A 16815-nucleotide genomic window follows, 5' to 3' on the forward strand; every position below is an offset into this window, starting at 1 on the left:
CTCAGGACGCTGCAATGACTTTGTCCCCTTCCGCCAGGAATGCGCTCGCGCTCGCCGCGATCAGCCTGGCTGCGTTGATGTTCGGCCTGGAGATTTCCAGCGTGCCGGTGATCCTGCCGACGCTGGAAAAACAGCTGCACGGCGATTTGCGCGATATGCAGTGGGTGATGAATGCCTACACCCTGGCCTGCACCACGGTGTTGATGGCGGCGGGCACGTTGGCCGATCGCTACGGCCGCCGCCGTATTTTCGTGATCAGCGTGATCGGGTTCGGCCTGACTTCGCTGTTGTGCGGCTTGGCGCAGAGCATGCCGGTGTTGATCGGCGGGCGGTTCGTGCAAGGCATCGCCGGCGGGGCGATGTTGACCAGTCAGTTCGCGATTCTTTCGCACCAGTTCCGCGAGGGGCGCGAGCGCAGCCGTGCGTTCGCGATCTTCGGCATCGTGTTCGGCGCGGGGCTGGGGTTCGGGCCGATCATCGGCGGCGCGATCATCGCCTTGTCGAGTTGGCAGTGGGTCTTCCTGGTGCATGTGCCGTTGGCGGCGCTGACCTGGGCCTTGATCGCGCTGGGCGCGCAGGAATCGCGCGAGCCGCAGTCGCACAAGCTGGATGTCGCCGGTCTGACCACGTTGTCGCTGGCGGTGCTGGGGCTGACCTACTACATCACCCAGGCGCCGGAATCGGGTTACACCGATCCGGCCACGTTGGCGGTGTTGGCCGTGGCGGCGGCGAGTACGGTCGCGTTCGTGATCGTGGAGCGGCGCCATGCCAATCCGATGTTCGACTTCGGCGTGTTCCGCATCCGCGCGTTCTCCGGCGCGATCATGGGTTCGGTGGGGATGAACTTCAGCTTCTGGCCGCTGATGATCTATCTGCCGATCTATTTCCAGAGCGCGCTGGGCTACGACACGGTCAGCGCGGGCTTGGCGCTGTTGGCCTACACCTTGCCGACCTTGGCGATGCCGCCGCTGGCCGAGCGCTGGTCGACGCGTTACGGCGCGGCGCGGGTGATTCCGTTGGGCTTGTTCGCGATCGGCCTGGGTTTGGTGGCGATGCGTTACGGCAGCGCGGTGGCCGATGCGAGTTGGATGACGATGTTGCCGGGCGCGTTGCTGGCCGGGTTCGGTCTGGGTTTGACCAACAGCCCGGTGAGCAACACCACCACCGGCTCGGTGCCGGCTTCGCGTACCGGCATGGCGTCGGGCATCGATATGAGCGCGCGTCTGATTACGCTGGCGATCAACATCGCGTTGATGGGTTTGATCCTGATCGCGGGCATCGCCGCGCATTTGCGCTCGGCCTACGGCGCGGCCTTGGGCGACACGCAACTGCGCAGCCTGGCTGGGCGCGTGGCGGCCGGCGATTTGGGCGCGTTGCAACGTTTGCGGTTGCCCGGCGACGCGCAGGTTATCGCTCACGACGCGCTGGTCAACGGCTTCGGCTGGGTGTTCTGGTACGGCGGCCTGGGCGTGTGGGTCTTGGCGGCGCTGAGTCTGGCGATGTTCGCACCCAAGCGGCAGCGCGCGGTCGCGGCCGAGGCTTGCAGTCAGTAGAACGCGATGCCCGGCCGCAACGCGAACTGGAAGATCAACAGCTGCGCCACCACCGCCGCGGCCGCGCCCCACGCGGGCCCGGCCGCGAGGGCCATTCCGGTGCTGCGCGGCCGCACCAACGCGGCCGCCGCCTGCAGCCAGCACATCCCGATCACGAACTCCGCCACCGGCACGATCGCCACCTGATCCCAACTGCCCGGCACCCGCATCGCCACGATCACCGGCAGGGCCAGCAAGGCCGGCAGCGTCGCGGTGCGCAGCATGAAGCCGGCGCGGCGCGCGGGCGTGGCGACATCGCCGGGACGCGCGGCCAGTTCCAATAGCGGGCGGGCGAAGCCGGTAGCCAGGATTACGATCAAAACCAAGGCGATCATCGCCAAGCTCAACCGCACGGGCAGGCCCAACTGCAGATAGTGCAAAGCCATGCCGACATCGTTTTGCGGCAGCACCGAGCCCACCACCACCTGCGGCAGCGATTGGAAGTAGCCGTGGAACGCGGTCCACAGCACGAACAAACGCATCGTCGCCGACTGCGGCGGCCGCCATTTCAGCCATGCGCTGAAGATCATCGCGGTCAGCAGGATCGCCAATGCGCCGGTGCCTTGCAGCAGCTCCGCCAGCGGGTTGTCGCCGCTCCAATGGTGATTGTTGTGGAACAAGGTCGGGCGCAGGCCCGGCGTCAATGCTTTCGGCCAGACCAGAAACAACTCCTGGATGAAAAAGATCAGGCCGAAGCTGAATGCGTAGATCAGGCCGGAATTGAGCGAGAGCGCCCCATCCCAAGCACCGCGCGGCGCGACTGCGGGCCTGCGCCGCAGCCACACCAGCAAGCCCAGCCCCAGCGGTGCGAGCACCAGCACCGATAACGAGACGTACACGACGAAAGCGGTGCTGGCGTTCATGCGGATCCTCGGTCGCTGTCATAGCCTACGATGCCGCGCGCCTTGGCTCGGTTGCGCCGCTGCAAGGATTTCTTTTGCCAGCCGCGAGAATTCCTCGTTTGTGGCCATCGCCGCCGCTGCGAATAATCCGGGCTCGCCCCGAAGGAGATCGATTCATGCAACGACGTCATTTCTTGCAATGCGCCAGCGGTGTGCTGCTGGCCGCCGGCACCGGCGCCAGTTTCGGCGCTCTGGCATTGAGCCCGACGCCGGATTGGCGCGCGCGCCTGCAAGCGCTGGAGAAGCAAAGCGGCGGCCGTCTGGGCGTGGCGGCGCTGGACACCGGCAGCGGCCGGCGCATGGACTGGCGCGGCGATGAGCGCTTCCGCATGTGCAGCACGTTCAAGTTCCTGCTGGCCGCGGCGGTGTTGCGCCAGGTCGATCTGGGCAAGCTGGAGTTGCAGCGCAAGGTGCCGATCACCGCCGCCGACATGATCTCGCACGCGCCGTTCACCCAGCCGCTGGTGGGTTCCAGCGCCACGGTCGAACAACTGTGCGAATCCACCATGACCCTCAGCGACAACCCGGCGGCGAATCTGCTGCTGCCCTTGGTCGGCGGCCCGAGCGGCTTGACCGCGTTCTTGCGCGAGCACGGCGACACGGTCACCCGCCTGGACCGCAATGAGCCCTCGCTCAACTTCGGCGCCGACGACGACCCGCGCGACACCAGCACGCCGCTGGCGCAGGTGGCGACGATGCGCGCCTTGCTGCTCGGCGATGTGCTCAAGGAAAGCTCCAAGCAGCAACTTACTGCGTGGCTGGTCGCCAACAAGACCGGCGACAAGCGTTTGCGCGCGGGGCTGCCCAAGGGCGTGCGCGTGGGCGACAAGACCGGCACCGCCGACGCCAACAACAACGACCTGGCCATCGTCTGGCCGCCGGGCGGCGCGCCGATTCTGATCGTGAGCTATCTGCGCAGCGCCGGCCAGGACGACGACGCGCGCAATGCGGTGCATGCTGCGGTGGCGCGTGTGGTGTATGAGGCCTGGGGCGGCAAGGCCGGCTGATCGCACACGGCGCGGTCGCGATGCGGCGGCATCGCGGCCGTGACGTTGATCTAGAATCGGGGTCAGGAGGACAGCGCCGCGACGGCGCCGTCCCGCTGCCAAGGAACCGCATGTCCCGCAAACCCTGGATCGTTCTCGCCCTCGGGCTGACCGCCGCGGCGCTCGCCGCGACCTTCGTGTTCGAACCCAAGACCGCCGCGCTGTTGCCGAGCGTGCTCGCGCCCACACCCACGCCCTTGGCTTGGCGCGGGCAATTGGAATTGGTTGCCGGCGATGGCGTGGCCGGGTTGCGCAACGGCGCGGGCGCGCAGGCGCGCTTCGCCGATCCGTTCGGATTGGCGCGCAGCGGCGACGGCACCTTGTACGTCGCCGATGCGGGCGACAACAACCGCATCCGCATGATTCGTCCCGACGGCAGCGTGGCGACGGTGGCCGGATCGGCGGAAGGTTTCCGCGACGGCGCCGGCAGCGCGGCGGCGTTCAATACGCCTTCGGGTTTGGCCCTGGACAGTCTGGGCAATCTGTACGTCGCCGACACCGGCAATCACGCGATCCGCAAGATTTCCAAGCTAGGCGTGGTCAGCACGCTGGCCGGCACCGGCACACCGGGTTATCTCGACGGCCCCGGCGCGCAGGCGCAGTTCAACGGGCCCATCGGCGTGGCGGTGGATCAGCGCGGCCGCGTGTTCGTCGCCGATACCTACAACGACCGCATCCGGCTGATTCAACCCGACGGCACGGTGAGCACGCTGGCCGGCGGCGCGGCGCCGGGTTTCGTCGACGGCGCCGCGGCGATCGCGCGGTTCGATACGCCGACCGCGTTGGCCTTGGATGCGCAGGGCTTGTTGTGGGTCGCGGATATGCGCAATCAGGCGATCCGCAAGGTCGAGCCCGACGGCGACGTCAGTACGCTGGCGGTGAGCAACATGACCTTCAACGACGGCTCGGTGTGGGGGCCGCCGCTGCGCCGGCCTTCGGCGCTGGCGATCACCCACGACGGCGTGCTGTATGTCGGCGATCAGGCGTCCGGCTGGACCTTTCAGATCCGGCCCGACGGCCAGTGGTCGCTGTTGACCGGCGGCGTGCAGGAACAGCGCTTGTCGCGGCCGGCGGCGATGGCGCTGAGCGGCGATGGTTCGGTGTATCTGACCGACAGCGCCAGTTATCGCGTGCACCGGATCGCGCCGGAGGCGGCTCAGCCCATCGTCACCGTCGCCGGGCCTTCGCCGCTGGACCCGCTGCCCGACACCGGCGGGCGTTGGCCGCTGAATCCGCAGGACGGTTGGCACGAAGTGGTCGGCACGCTCGGCGAAGTGCGTGGCGATGGGCGTCAGGAGAGTCGTCATCATTTGCATGGCGGTCTGGATATTCGCGGCGATATCGGCCAACAGGTGCTGGCGATCGCCGATGCCAAGGTCAGCGATCCGTCGAGCTCGTGGGGCTTCGGCAATCTCGGCGAGGGTGCGGGGCTGGATACGATCAGCTACATCCACATGCGCGTGGGCCGCACCGCCAAGGGCGAGCCGATCGATCCGGCGCGGTTCGTGCCGACGTTGGATGAGGCCGGGCAACTGGAGCGCATGCGCCTGCGCCGCGGCACGCGGTTCAAGGTCGGCGATGTGCTGGGCACGATCAACGCGATGGCGCATGTGCATCTCAGCGTTGGCGCGGGTGGTTACGAGCGCAATGCGGTGAGTCTGGGGTTCGTGCATTACGCCGATCACTATGCGCCGCGGATCGAGCGGATCGAGTTGCTGGATTCGCTGGCGCAGCCGTTGCGCGAGAAGTTGAAGGGGCGGTTGTTGGTGTCGCGCGGTTCGCCGGGGCTGCAGATCGTGGCGGAGGCTTGGGATCAGGTCGACGACAATCTGCCGCGTCGGCGCTTGGGGTTGTATGCGTTGGGTTATCAGTGGCTGGACGCGGCCGGGCAGCCGGTGCCGGGTTATGAGCAGCCGCGGATGAACATCGAGTTCAATCGGCTGCCCTCGCCTGAGGATGCGGTGAAGACGATTTATGCGCCCGATAGCGGGATTACCGTGCACGGCAGTGCGGTGACGCGGTTTCGCTATGTGTTGACCAATACGGTGCGCGATGGGCGGATCCGTGCTGGTTTGTGGATGCCGAATGAGTTGGTTGCCGGCGATTACACCTTGCGCATCACGGCGCGGGATTTCAGCGGCAATGAGGCGACTGCGCGGCGGGATTTGGCGATTACGCTGCAGTAGCGCAATCAAAGCCTCCTTTGCAAAAGGGGGCGGCGCCCTGGTGAAGCCCGATGTCGGGTGATGCTGACGGCGCGGGGGATTGGCGACAGGTCGCGGTGTGCTTTGGCTGGCGAGCGAGAGCAAAAGCAAATCCCCCCTAGCCCCCCTTTTTCAAAGGGGGGAACTGTAGCTGGCGTGCGGCGCGATCGGGCGGCGACGTTGCAGCAGCGCAATCAAAGCCCCCTTTGCAAAAGGGGGCGGCGCCCTGGTGAAGCTCGATGTCGGGTGACGCTGACAGCGCGGGGGATTGGCGGCAGGTCGCGGTGCGCTTTGGCTAACGAGCGAGAGCAAAAGCAAATCCCCCCTAGCCCCCCTTTTTCAAAGGGGGGAACTGTAGCCAGCGTGCGGCGCGATCTGGTGGCGACGTTGCAACAGCGCCCTCATAGCCCCCTTTGAAAAAGGGGGCGGCGCCCTGGTGAAGCTCGATGTCGGGTGACGCTTGCGGCGCGGGGGATTGACGGCAGGTCGCGGTGTGCTTTGGCTAACGAGCAAGAGCAAAAGCAAATCCCCCTAGCCCCCTTTTTCAAAGGGGGGAACTGCTGACGTGACGACGCCAGAATTTGCTTTTCCGTGACCGCCATCGACGATGCGAAATCCGCACCACATCCATTGCATTTCGATAATCGCGCGAGTTGTTTCAATACGATGACACGCAATATCCGTGCTTCCCCTAGCTATCCGACGCAACGCGCGGTTGTTGTAATCCTGCGATCCCCTCTTCAAGGCGCAGGCGCTCATGGGCTTCCCCACTCTCGACGGCGTTCCTCTGTATCAACACTACCCGCAATTGCCCGTGCAACCGCCGGTGCCGCCGCCGCAACCGCAAGAGCAGCAGCACGAAGTCCAGCCCGGCGAGAGCCTGGAATCGATCGCCAAGCAATACAGCACGCCCGAAGCCCCGGTCACCGCGCAGCAGATCGCCGACCGCAACGGCATCGAGTACGGCAGCGTCAACCCGGGCCAGCAGTTGATCGTCCCGACCATCAAGCAACACGCCGACCCCAAGCCCGTCGCCAACGCCACGCCCGAGCAGGCCAAAAGCGATGCGGCGATGGACAAGCTGCTGACCGCCGACGACAACCTCACCGCCTTCACCGCCAACTACAAGGGATCGCCCAACGATCCGGCGTATCAGAACCTGCACAACGGCTACCAGGGCCAGGCCAACACCGCCCGCGACGACTTGCGCGCCAGCATCGGCGCCGAGATCAAGGCCGAGTTCGCCGCGCACTCGCGCCCCACCGGCGACATCTACGACGCCAAGGCGATCGAGCAGTACGGCGCCAGCGTGATCAAGCGCTATGAGAACGATCCGGCCGCCAAGGCCGCAGCCGAAACCGCGGTCAAGGACGTGGCGGTCCAGCACGAGGTCGACAGCACCTTGTCTGTCGCCGGCTCGATGCCCAGCGGCAAGAGCGCGGTCGAATCGCTGAGCCGCGATCTGCCCAAGCTGTCGCCCGAGGCGCAGTCCAAGCTGCTCGCCAGCCCGGAATACCAGAAGCTGCTCAACGAAAAGATCGCGCCGGAGTTCACCAACCCGCTGCAAGGCGAGCCGTGGAAAGACGGCCGCATGGGACCCAGCGCCAAGCCGGCGGAAAGCCTGAAGAATCTGGAAAAGATGCTGGAAGGCGCCGACCCGCGCATCGCCAACGAATTGGTCGGACGCGAGATCACCGCGCTCACCGATTTCTTAAAACGCGCCGAGAGCGGCGGCTACAGCATCCGCATCGCCATCGAAGGCACCCGCTCGCTGGTGCACATCGCCGACAAGGTCGGCGGCACGCCCGAAGGCGATGCGCTGATCCAGCGCATGGTCGACTTGCCGGTGGACGCGTCGCAAATCCATCTGGCCGTGTCCGAAGGCGCGCGCCCGGACTTGCTGTTGGCCATTGCCAAGGCCGGCGGCGGCGATCGGATCATGGAATCGGCGGCGCTGGGCGTGCAGATGTACGCCGGCAGCGTCAAGGCCGACGTCGATGCGTTGTCGAAGGAAACCGAGGAACTCACCTGGCTCATCAGCAATCACGGCGGATCGATGACGCCGGAGCAGCTGGATCTGGCGATCAAGGACTACACCGCCAAGAAGGGGCCGGATTGGGAGAAGAAAGTCGCCGACCTGGAAGACAAGGTCGCCGCCCACGGCAAGACCTTGCTCGATCAGATCGACAGCCTCAAGAGCGCCGGCCCCGGGCAATTGGATGCGGCCAATAAGGCCATCGATTCGGTGATGACCGATCCCAAGTCTTCGTACGCGATCACCCTGGCGCTGAAGAAGCATCCCGAGTACGTCGACACCACCGCCGGCAAGCGGCTGATGCAGAACCTGGCCTACGGCGCCAAGGTCGGCGAGCAAGGCATCAAGCTCGGCAAGGAACTGGCCAACGCCTACATCCGCAACGACGTGCTCGACGCCGCGCACGGTTACGACCCGCGCAACCCGGCCAGCATCGCCCAGGCCGAGCAGGCGATGGAGAAGCTCAAGAACCCGACCTTCATCAAGCTGCTCGGCATGGACACCGAGGGCAGCAAGTACCAGAACTACGTCAAACTGGTCGATCAACTCAAGGGCACGCTGCCCAAGGCCGACGACACCGTCGACGACATCGTCGCCAAGCTCAAGAGCCACGCCGAGGCGATGAACAACATCGACAATCGCCTCACCGCCGAAGGCTTCCGTCCGACCTTCGAGAAGAGCCAACCGGCGGGGCAATTGCTGCGTCTGGTCGGGATCAGCTTCGCCGCCGTGGGCTTCGCCAATTCCTATAGCAAGATCGGCGATGGGCAGAACATCAAGAACGACATCAAGGCCATCGTCGATGCCGGCGCGCTCGGCCAGAAGGGCGTCGAGTTGGGCGTGGGCCTGGGCCTGGTGGTGGAAGATTCCAAGTGGGGCCGGTTCGGCGCCGGCAACAAACTCAACGGCGAGAGCATCGATCCGGGTCGTCTGGGCCGCGCCGACCGCATTTTCAGCTACCTCAGCGCGGGGTTCGATTACTACAACGCCGGTGAGCAGTTCTTCTCGCCCAACGGCGATCCGGTCAAGGGCGGCCTGTATCTGGCCAGCGGCGTCGGCGGCACCATGGCCGCGTTGTCGGGCACCAGTTTCGCCGCGTCGCTGGGCGCGGGCAGTTGGCTGGGCCCGGTCGGCATCGGTTTGGTCGCGGTGGCGACGATCGGCTTGACCATCAAGGACCGGGTCGATCATTCCAATGCGCATATGAACGACACCTCGGCCGCGTTCCTCAAGCACGCCGGCTTCAGCGAGGCCGCGTCGAAGGCTTTGGTCGATCAGAGCGGCGAAGGCTGGAGCCCGGTGACGATGCTGGCGCGCTATGCCGAGGCCAAGGGCTACAAGCTCGACGATCCGGCGCATCGGCAGAAGTTCGTCGACTGGGTCAACAACATGCCTGGCGACAAGCTGGACCAGTTGCGCAGCCAGTTGCACTTCGCCCTGGACGATTTCGACGGCGACGTGAGCAAGCTCGGCAGCGACACCACCGTGTTCCGCCCGGAAACCTACATCAACTCCGGCGGATTCCCGGCCAAGGTGCACGCCAACGTCAGCACCGTGGGCCATATCGACGCGGTGGTGAAGGACTTCGGCATTGCGGAGTTGCCGCACGCGTGATGCGCGGCGATCGGGCGCGGCTGTGGCCGCGCCCGATGCGGCAGGGCACTCGGGCCTACGCGCTGGGCTTTCGCCGAATCTCTTTCAGGCTGAGCAACAATCCGATCAAGGCAATACCGAAACCGGTAACGCTCAACAGCGGTCGCCATTCGATCAACACCGCGCTCATGCTCAATGCCGACACGGTGAACCAGAACGCAGCCACGACGGGTCTGCGCCAAAGCAGCAGCGCGGCGCCGATCGCCAGATTGAGGCTGGCGAGCCAAAAGGCTGCGACCAACAGGAAAGGGATGAAACCTTGACGGAACATCTCCAGCATCGACGTCGTGCCCAGTAGCGCTGCCCACTGCAAACCCGACAAGACCGCAAAGTAAACGCCCCGGCGAGATTGCGCCGCGCCGGGCGCAGCGGCGGAAGGCGCGCGGTACGGATTGTGGTTCATGCCGGCCCGGTCGTCGCGATGGAAACTGCGACTATGCCCTGCCGGCACTCGCCTTTCCACGGCGTCGCGGCGAGGGCGACGCGGCGGATTTGTGCGACGCCGCCTTCGACTGCGGTTCGATCTTGCCCGACAGCAACAACTCGATCGCCAACCCCGCCTCGGCCGCATCCACACGCTGTCCGCTGATGACATCGGCGTAGATGAAGGATTCGCACAAACGCACGATCAGATACGCCAACGTGTCGACGTTGAGCGGCAGCGCCATCGCGCCCTGCTCGGCCTGATGCTGCAACAGCTCGCGCACTTTGCCGATCACCCGCGCCTGCACCGGGCCTTGCTTGGACGTCAGCAGGCGCAGGGCGAATTCGGCGTCTTGTTCGATGAAACGGCGCAGCGGCGGATACACCAGCATCGCCCGGATCGCGTACTCGCAGATCGCGGCGACGCGGCGCGGGCCGCTGCCGCGGGTGGCGGCGGCGGCTTGTTCCAGCAACGGCTCGCACAGCGACCAGATCACTTCGCCCAGCAGTTGCTCGCGGCTGCCGACCCAGCGGAACGCGGTGGCGCGGCCGATGCCCAGATCGGCGGCCAGGGCGCCGATGTCCAAGCGCTCGCCGGCGATCCAACTGCGTCGCGCCACGCGGAACAGATCCAGCGGCGTGGCCTTGCGCTCCTGCGGCTCAAGCAAGGCGCGGCCGAGCCGGGTCGCCGGCTCAGCAACGCGGGTTTTGCCTTTGGCGGGCGCGGACCGGGACTTGGGCATGGCCTGGACGTATTCCCAACTTGACGCCTAATGAGTCACATGCAAAGAATGACTCACGACCCTCCGGAGCGCAAGCATGAGTTCCAGCCCCCTGATCGACCGCCGCCACCTGGACTTCATGCTGTACGAGTTGCTTGAGGTAGAACGCCTCACCGCCTACCCGCGCTTCGCCGAACACGGCCGCGAAACCTTCGACGCGGCGATCGAGTTGGCCCATCAATTGGCGGTGAGCAAGTTCCTGCCGCACAACCGCAAGAGCGATCTCAACGAGCCGCACATGGTCGACGGCCGGGTCGAGCTGATTCCCGAGATCGGCGAAGGCCTGCGCGCGTTCAACGAGGCCGGCTTCATGGCGGTGCTGGCCGACTTCGAGGACGGCGGCATGCAGTTGCCGTTCGTGATCGGCGCGGTCTGCGATTGCATGTTCTCCGCCGCCAATCCCTCGACCGTGGCGTATCCGGCGTTGGCGCGCGGGGTGGCCAACTTGCTCGAAGCGCATGCCAGCGACGAACAAAAGCGCCTGTACATGAAGCCCATCGTCGAAGGCCGTTATTACGGCACGATGTGCTTGTCCGAACCGCAGGCCGGTTCTTCGCTGGCCGACATCAAGACTGTCGCCGAGCCGCAGGCCGACGGCAGCTATCGCCTCAGCGGCGCGAAGATGTGGATCTCCGCGGGCGATCACGAGCTAGGCGAGAACATCGTGCACCTGGTGCTGGCCAAGATTCCCGGCGGCCCGCCGGGCGTGCGCGGCATCAGCTTGTTCATCGTGCCGCGCTGGCGCCTGGACGCCGACGGCGCTCGCGGCGCGCGCAACGATGTGCGCCTGGCCGGCTTGAATCACAAGATGGGCCAGCGCGGCAGCGTCAACACGTTCCTGAAGTTCGGCGAGGCCGGCGATTGCCACGGCTATCTGGTCGGCCAGCCGCATCAGGGCCTGGCTTACATGTTCCACATGATGAACGAGGAGCGCATCGGCGTCGGCCTGGGCGCGGTGCAGCAAGGCAGCGCGGCGTATCTGTACTCGTTGCAGTATGCGCGCGAACGCCATCAGGGCCGGCATCCGGACCAGAAGGATCCGGCGACGGCGCCGCTGGCGCTGATCGAACACGCCGATGTGCGGCGGATGCTGTTGTTGCAGAAGTGCTGGGTGGAAGGCGCGCAGGCACTGGGCTTCTATACCGCGCTGCTGGTCGACCATGCGCGCGATCCGGACGAATCGGTGCGCCGCGACAGTGCGTTGTTGCTGGATCTGTTGACGCCGATCATCAAGGCCTGGGGGTCGGATTATTCGCTCAAGGCCAATGAGCTGGCGATCCAGATTCTTGGCGGCTATGGCTATACCCGCGAGTATCCGGTGGAGCAGTGCTATCGCGATAACCGGATCAATCCGATCCACGAGGGCACCAACGGGATTCAGGCGCTCGACCTGTTGGGGCGCAAGGCGATGATGCACGACGGCGCGGCGTTGAAGCTGTTGCTGCAGCGCGTCGGTGAGACTTGCGCGCAGGCGGCTGGGCAAGATGGGCTGGGCGATTTGGCGCGGCAACTGCAAAGCGTCGCGCGATTGGCGGGCGAAGCTACGGTGGCCGCGGGGCAGCGCATGCTGGGTGGTGAAGTGCGGTTGGGGCTGGCCAATGCCGGGCATTACATGCTGCTGCTGGGCCACCTCACCATCGGTTGGTTGTGGCTGCGTCAGGCGTTGATTGCGCAACGCGCGTTGGCCGGTGCTGGCGAGGCGGATGCGGCGTTCTATCTCGGCAAGTTGCAGGCCTGTCGATTCTTCTTCGCGCATGAACTGCCGCAGGCGGAGCTGGCGGCGAAGTTGGTGCGCGATGGTGAGGACAGCGCTTATCGCATGCAGGCCGATTGGTTCTGAGCCGCCGCAAGAGCGCCTCGCCCTTCCCCCGGTTACATTCCCCCCTTTGAAAAAGGGGGGCTAGGGGGGATTTGCTCTTGCTCTCTCACGCCAACCAGAGCGCACCGCGACCTGCCGCCAATCCCCCGCGCCGCCAGCATCGCCCGGCATCGAGCCTCACCAGGGCGCCGCCCCCTTTTGCAAAGGGGGCTATGAGTGCGCTGCTGCAACGTCACCACCAAATCGCGCCGCAGCCCCGACTGCATTCCCCCCTTTGAAAAAGGGGGGCTAGGGGGGATTTGCTTTTGCTCTCTCGCGCCAACCAGAACGCACCGCGACCTGCCGCCAATCCCCCGCGCCGTCAGCAACGCCCGACATCGGACTTCGCCAGGGTGCCGCCCCCTTTTGCAAAGGGGGCTATGAGCGCGCTGTTGCAAAGTCACTGCCACATCGCGTCGCAAGCCGGCTTCAGTTCCCCCCTTTGAAAAAGGGGGGCTAGGGGGGATTTGCTTTTGCTCTCTCGCGCCAGCCAAAGCGCACCGCGACCTGCTGCCAATCCCCCGCGCCGCTAGCGTCACCTAGCATCGAGCACCATCAGGGCGCCGCCCCCTTTTGCAAAGGGGGCTATAGGTGCGCCGCTCAACGACCGGCAATGCCCAAACTACCCGGCGCACCATTATCGAACACCACCGGCGCACCAACACGCTGCAATTTGTCGCTGTCCACCTTGAACAGATGCAGCGAACGATCGTCCATGCTCTCGGCCAACACCGTCCTGGAATCCTCACCGAACGCCACACCCTGACTCCAAGCGCCGATCGTCGCCTCGTCCACGCGCCGCAACCGCCGGTTCTCGATCTTCAACAACACCAGCAAACTATTCGGTGAATAGAACGGATGATCCTTCGGCCGATTGCTCATGTTCTGCACGCCCGCCACCGCATAACGCCCGTCGGGCGAACACGCCACATCCTCCGGCGCCGACCCCACCGACACGGTATCGATCACCCGCGGCTTGGCGCCCGCGGTGTCGATCAGACTGACCGTATCGATATCGCCATTGCTTGCATCGGGAATGCCGAAGTTCGCCACCACCGCTAAACCGCTGTCCCCGCAGAACGCCGGCGTAAACGGAATCACCCCTGCGACCATGTCGCGAATCGCCGGCAGACGGATACGCTGGTTCTCCACCGCGTACAACGACACCCGATGGGCATCGGCCTGGGTCAGCAACAAACGCGTGCCGTCGGCCGAGAACGCCGCCGACAACGGGCCTTGGCCCGCAGCCAGCGTCTGCGTTTCGGCGATGGCGACCTTACCGTCGCGAATCGACAGCCACACCAGGGCGTTGCCGGGATTGGACGTCACCACCGCCATCGTGCCGGAGGGATGAAACTTCACCGCCGACGGCCGCACGCCCAACGCCAGCGTCTGAGTCACTCGCGGGGTTTTGCCGGACAGGTCGATCACCGACAAGGTTTGATCGTCGGCATAGCGCTTGGGATCGGCCGGATCCAGCCGCGTGGACGCCGCCACCAAGGCCAGATCGCCGCGCGCCGACACCGCCAGCGCCGCCGGGGGCCCCAGGTAACTGGTCGCCACCGCGACTTCGCCCAGCTTGCTCAGGCGGCCGTCGGCGAGTTTGAAGAACACCGCCGAGTCGCCCTTGGGCGCGGCCGGAATCGCGCCCTTACCGTCGACCAGAATCACCTTGGAATCCACCGCCACGCCGACCACCTGCGCGACGGCAGCCAGCGGCAGGCAGGCCAGTGCGAGAGCCAGCGGCAAGCTGCGTGCGTTCATCGGGGCGACTCCATCGGCGGAAACTCCGATCATCGGCAAGCGCGGCGCCGCCGGCCCCTGTCGAATGTCATGCCGAAGCGATCAGCGGTGCGACGACGTGCGCACCACTGCAGTCCTCGCGCACCGCCATCGTTCGACTGATGGGACTGTTCGTACGGCAGACCCCGCTGGCGCGCGCTCCGCGGCGGCCGTATGGTCTGACCCGGCGCCTTCCGCGCCGTTCGCCTCAGGAATCCCGATGACCGTCGCCAGCGTCCATGCCGTCACCCAAGCCACGCCGTACGTGGTGACCTTTCTCGACGACGGCGGCCACGCCTGGCAGGCCGACGAACCCGCCGAGCAAGGCGGCGGCGACAGCGCGCCCTCGCCCGAGCGCTTGCTGCTGTCCAGTCTGGGCGCCTGCACCGCGATCACCGTGCGCATGTACGCCGCGCGCAAGCAGTGGCCGCTGGCCGGGATGGAAGTCGCGCTGCGCTTCAATCCCGAAGGCAAACCGGCCGCCGGCACCGATATCGAACGCAAGATCGTGCTGCACGGCGAGTTGAGCGAGGAACAGCGCGAGCGCTTGCTGCAGATCGCCAACGCCTGCCCGATCCACAAGGTGCTGACCGGCGAGGTGCGCATCGCCACATCGCTCGATGCGGGCGGCGCTCAAGCCTGACCCACTCGGCCCGCTGCGCACTCCACCACCACCCGTCATTCCGGCGAAAGCCGGAACCCATTTTGATTTCGCTCGCCCGACTCGGCCAAAACCGTTCACCGACGACGCTTATCGTGCCGGCCGCGCGCCCTCGCCCGCGCCACACCGCGCAATCGCCCGCCCCGGCACCAAGGTCCACCCTCGCCGATTGGCATGGCCCATATGCTGGGTCTGCGTCGTATCGATACAAGCATCCAGCGCCACGTCCTGCACCAGCAACCAACGGTTCTGCGGCGATTCCCGCAGCCATTGCAAACCATGCTGCATCTGTTCGGGGAACTTGGTCTTGAAACCGAACTCGGCGACCTTGCGGTCGGCCATCAACAAGTTCTGTTCCCGCCACGCGACCAAACCCAACTCCGCATCCGCGCCGATGCGCCGGCCCACTTCGGTCATCAGCCCGCGCCCGGACGAAGAATCGTTGAGCAGCGGCGCCATCAACAAACCGAACACCACCCACAACCCGGTCAAGGTCGCCACCATCCCCGCCACCGCGCGCTTGCGCCGCGTCCACAGCAGGCAGGCCACGCCCCAGCTGCCGACCACGATGATGCTGGCGGCCAAGGCCTGCGACACGTCTTCCAGCGAACGCTCGGCGACGAAGCGCCGCTCGAAACCCGGATCGCCGAACCACATCGCCAGCCCGCCGCCGAGCAAGGCCAGCGACAACGCCGCGCTGAAGCCGAACGCGGTCCATTGCACGCCGCGCCGGCGCAGCAAGCCGGGCAGCAACGGCGCCAGCGCCAAAGCCAGCATCGGCAGCGCCGGCAGGATGTACATGTCGCGCTTGCCGTTGGGGATGCTGAAGAAAATCAGCACCAAGCCCCACCACGCCAGCGGCAACAGATAGCGTGGATCGCGCCGGCGCAGGCGCCGCCACCACGCCGGAATCGCCCACGGCAGCGCCAGCACCGTCGGTAGCCACATGGTCGGCATCACTTCCAGGAAGTACCAGACCGGCTGGCCGTGATCCCAGGACGCGCCGTAACGCTTGGCGGTCTGGCGCAGCAGGATGTCGTTGACGTAAGCGACGTAGTCCGGGCTCTGCCGGCCGACCGCGGCGATCAACATCGGAATCAGCCACACGCACGCCGCCGCCACGAACGCCAGCGGCCCCAGCCAGAATTTCGCCCGCGCCGCGTGCACCCGCACCGGCCAGCCGCGCAACGAGGCGATGCCGGCCGGGATCAGCATCAACAACGCGATCGCGCCGACGCCCTTGGTGATGGTGCCCAAACCCGCCGCCGCCCAGCCCAGCATCCACATCGGCCAATCGGGCTTGCGCTCGCGCGCGACGCCGAGCAGATGCCGCAACAGCCCGTAGTTGGCCAGGGTGATCCAGAACACCACCATCGGATCGATCTGGGCCTTCTTGGATTGCCAGGTGAACTGCATCGCGAACAGCAGCGCGTAACCGGCGTACAGCCCGACCCGGCGCGTCCACAAACGGCGGCCCAGATCGACCACGCACCACAAGGTGCCCATCGCCGCCAGGAACGAAGGCAGCAGGAACGCCACCCGCCAATTGCCGAACACGCTGTAGGCGAGGGCCTGCAACCACATGAACAACGGCGGCTTGTCCGAGTACAACTGCTGGCCGCGATGCGGGAACAGCCAGTCGCCGCTTTCGATCATCTGCTTGGCGACCAGCGCGAACCGCGGCTCATCGGCCGGCCAAGGGTCGCGCAGGCCCAGCCCGGCGCCGAGCACCAGCGCGGCGAGGGCCCAGAACAACAGCGTGTCGTTGCGTCGTATCGCCTGGTAGCGGCGGCCGTATTCGATCGTTTGCATGGCCGGGATGATAGCGGCCTCAATGTCGGATCGGCGTTACCCGGCCGGCCGCCGGTTTCGATGGC

The 16815-nt window shown here is 66.0% G+C and carries 11 protein-coding genes; 6 read left to right on the forward strand and 5 right to left on the reverse strand.

Going from position 1 to position 16815, the window contains the following annotated elements:
• The first annotated feature begins 14 nt into the window (after positions 1 to 14).
• Complete coding sequence (locus V7787_RS24645; RefSeq protein ID WP_336089868.1) at positions 15 to 1553, forward strand: MFS transporter; 1539 nt, start codon at positions 15 to 17, stop codon at positions 1551 to 1553.
• Here V7787_RS24645 and V7787_RS24650 read toward each other — a convergent pair.
• Positions 1547 to 2455 carry a hypothetical protein gene (locus V7787_RS24650; RefSeq protein ID WP_336089869.1) on the reverse strand — a complete coding sequence of 303 codons (909 nt, stop codon included), beginning with the start codon at positions 2453 to 2455 and terminating at the stop codon, positions 1547 to 1549. The two genes, V7787_RS24645 and V7787_RS24650, sit on opposite strands and share 7 nt — an antisense overlap.
• 155 nt (positions 2456 to 2610) lie before the next feature.
• Between V7787_RS24650 and bla the strand changes: the two genes are divergently transcribed.
• The 3 genes from bla (at position 2611) to V7787_RS24665 (ending at position 9393) form a co-directional block, all read left to right on the forward strand.
• Positions 2611 to 3501 (forward strand): class A beta-lactamase, encoded by an 891-nt coding sequence (gene bla, locus V7787_RS24655; RefSeq protein WP_336089870.1) that lies wholly within the window; start codon positions 2611 to 2613, stop codon positions 3499 to 3501.
• A gap of 110 nt (positions 3502 to 3611) precedes the next feature.
• Positions 3612 to 5726 carry a hypothetical protein gene (locus tag V7787_RS24660; RefSeq protein WP_336089871.1) on the forward strand — a complete coding sequence of 705 codons (2115 nt, stop codon included), beginning with the start codon at positions 3612 to 3614 and terminating at the stop codon, positions 5724 to 5726.
• 775 nt (positions 5727 to 6501) lie between these two features.
• Positions 6502 to 9393: a LysM peptidoglycan-binding domain-containing protein gene (locus tag V7787_RS24665; RefSeq protein WP_336089872.1), complete on the forward strand. Its 2892-nt coding sequence runs from the start codon at positions 6502 to 6504 to the stop codon at positions 9391 to 9393.
• A 55-nt stretch (positions 9394 to 9448) separates the two neighbouring features.
• Here the strand turns inward: V7787_RS24665 and V7787_RS24670 are convergent, their stop codons facing one another.
• Together V7787_RS24670 and V7787_RS24675 are read right to left on the reverse strand one after the other, a co-directional pair.
• Positions 9449 to 9835, reverse strand: coding sequence for a hypothetical protein (locus V7787_RS24670; RefSeq protein WP_336089873.1), 387 nt, complete (start codon positions 9833 to 9835; stop codon positions 9449 to 9451).
• Between the two features lie 31 nt (positions 9836 to 9866).
• Positions 9867 to 10598 (reverse strand): QsdR family transcriptional regulator, encoded by a 732-nt coding sequence (locus V7787_RS24675; protein WP_336089874.1) that lies wholly within the window; start codon positions 10596 to 10598, stop codon positions 9867 to 9869.
• Positions 10599 to 10674: 76 nt separating this feature from the next.
• On the opposite strand from V7787_RS24675, the gene V7787_RS24680 reads away from it, so the two are divergent.
• Positions 10675 to 12477 carry an acyl-CoA dehydrogenase gene (locus tag V7787_RS24680; protein ID WP_336089875.1) on the forward strand — a complete coding sequence of 601 codons (1803 nt, stop codon included), beginning with the start codon at positions 10675 to 10677 and terminating at the stop codon, positions 12475 to 12477.
• A gap of 618 nt (positions 12478 to 13095) precedes the next feature.
• On the opposite strand, the gene V7787_RS24685 is transcribed toward V7787_RS24680, so the two are convergent.
• Positions 13096 to 14259: a YncE family protein gene (locus tag V7787_RS24685; protein ID WP_336089876.1), complete on the reverse strand. Its 1164-nt coding sequence runs from the start codon at positions 14257 to 14259 to the stop codon at positions 13096 to 13098.
• Positions 14260 to 14497: 238 nt separating this feature from the next.
• Here V7787_RS24685 and V7787_RS24690 point away from each other — a divergent pair, with 238 nt between their 5' ends.
• Complete coding sequence (locus V7787_RS24690; RefSeq protein WP_336089877.1) at positions 14498 to 14920, forward strand: OsmC family protein; 423 nt, start codon at positions 14498 to 14500, stop codon at positions 14918 to 14920.
• 108 nt (positions 14921 to 15028) lie between these two features.
• Here the strand turns inward: V7787_RS24690 and V7787_RS24695 are convergent, their stop codons facing one another.
• Positions 15029 to 16750, reverse strand: a complete 1722-nt coding sequence (locus tag V7787_RS24695; protein WP_336089878.1) for an ArnT family glycosyltransferase — start codon at positions 16748 to 16750, stop codon at positions 15029 to 15031.
• Positions 16751 to 16815: the final 65 nt, after the last annotated feature.

The sequence above is a fragment of the Pseudomonas sp. CGJS7 genome (assembly GCF_036961695.1).

What these genes read in the sequence shown, in the direction of transcription:
- V7787_RS24675 (WP_336089874.1), bottom strand. Translation starts at nt 10,598, where the DNA reads ATGCCCAAGTCCCGGTCCGCGCCCGCCAAAGGCAAAACCCGCGTTGCT.
- V7787_RS24695 (WP_336089878.1), bottom strand. Translation starts at nt 16,750, where the DNA reads ATGCAAACGATCGAATACGGCCGCCGCTACCAGGCGATACGACGCAAC.
- V7787_RS24670 (WP_336089873.1), bottom strand. Translation starts at nt 9,835, where the DNA reads ATGAACCACAATCCGTACCGCGCGCCTTCCGCCGCTGCGCCCGGCGCG.
- V7787_RS24685 (WP_336089876.1), bottom strand. Translation starts at nt 14,259, where the DNA reads ATGAACGCACGCAGCTTGCCGCTGGCTCTCGCACTGGCCTGCCTGCCG.
- V7787_RS24650 (WP_336089869.1), bottom strand. Translation starts at nt 2,455, where the DNA reads ATGAACGCCAGCACCGCTTTCGTCGTGTACGTCTCGTTATCGGTGCTG.
- V7787_RS24645 (WP_336089868.1), top strand. Translation starts at nt 15, where the DNA reads ATGACTTTGTCCCCTTCCGCCAGGAATGCGCTCGCGCTCGCCGCGATC.
- V7787_RS24660 (WP_336089871.1), top strand. Translation starts at nt 3,612, where the DNA reads ATGTCCCGCAAACCCTGGATCGTTCTCGCCCTCGGGCTGACCGCCGCG.
- V7787_RS24680 (WP_336089875.1), top strand. Translation starts at nt 10,675, where the DNA reads ATGAGTTCCAGCCCCCTGATCGACCGCCGCCACCTGGACTTCATGCTG.
- bla (WP_336089870.1), top strand. Translation starts at nt 2,611, where the DNA reads ATGCAACGACGTCATTTCTTGCAATGCGCCAGCGGTGTGCTGCTGGCC.
- V7787_RS24690 (WP_336089877.1), top strand. Translation starts at nt 14,498, where the DNA reads ATGACCGTCGCCAGCGTCCATGCCGTCACCCAAGCCACGCCGTACGTG.
- V7787_RS24665 (WP_336089872.1), top strand. Translation starts at nt 6,502, where the DNA reads ATGGGCTTCCCCACTCTCGACGGCGTTCCTCTGTATCAACACTACCCG.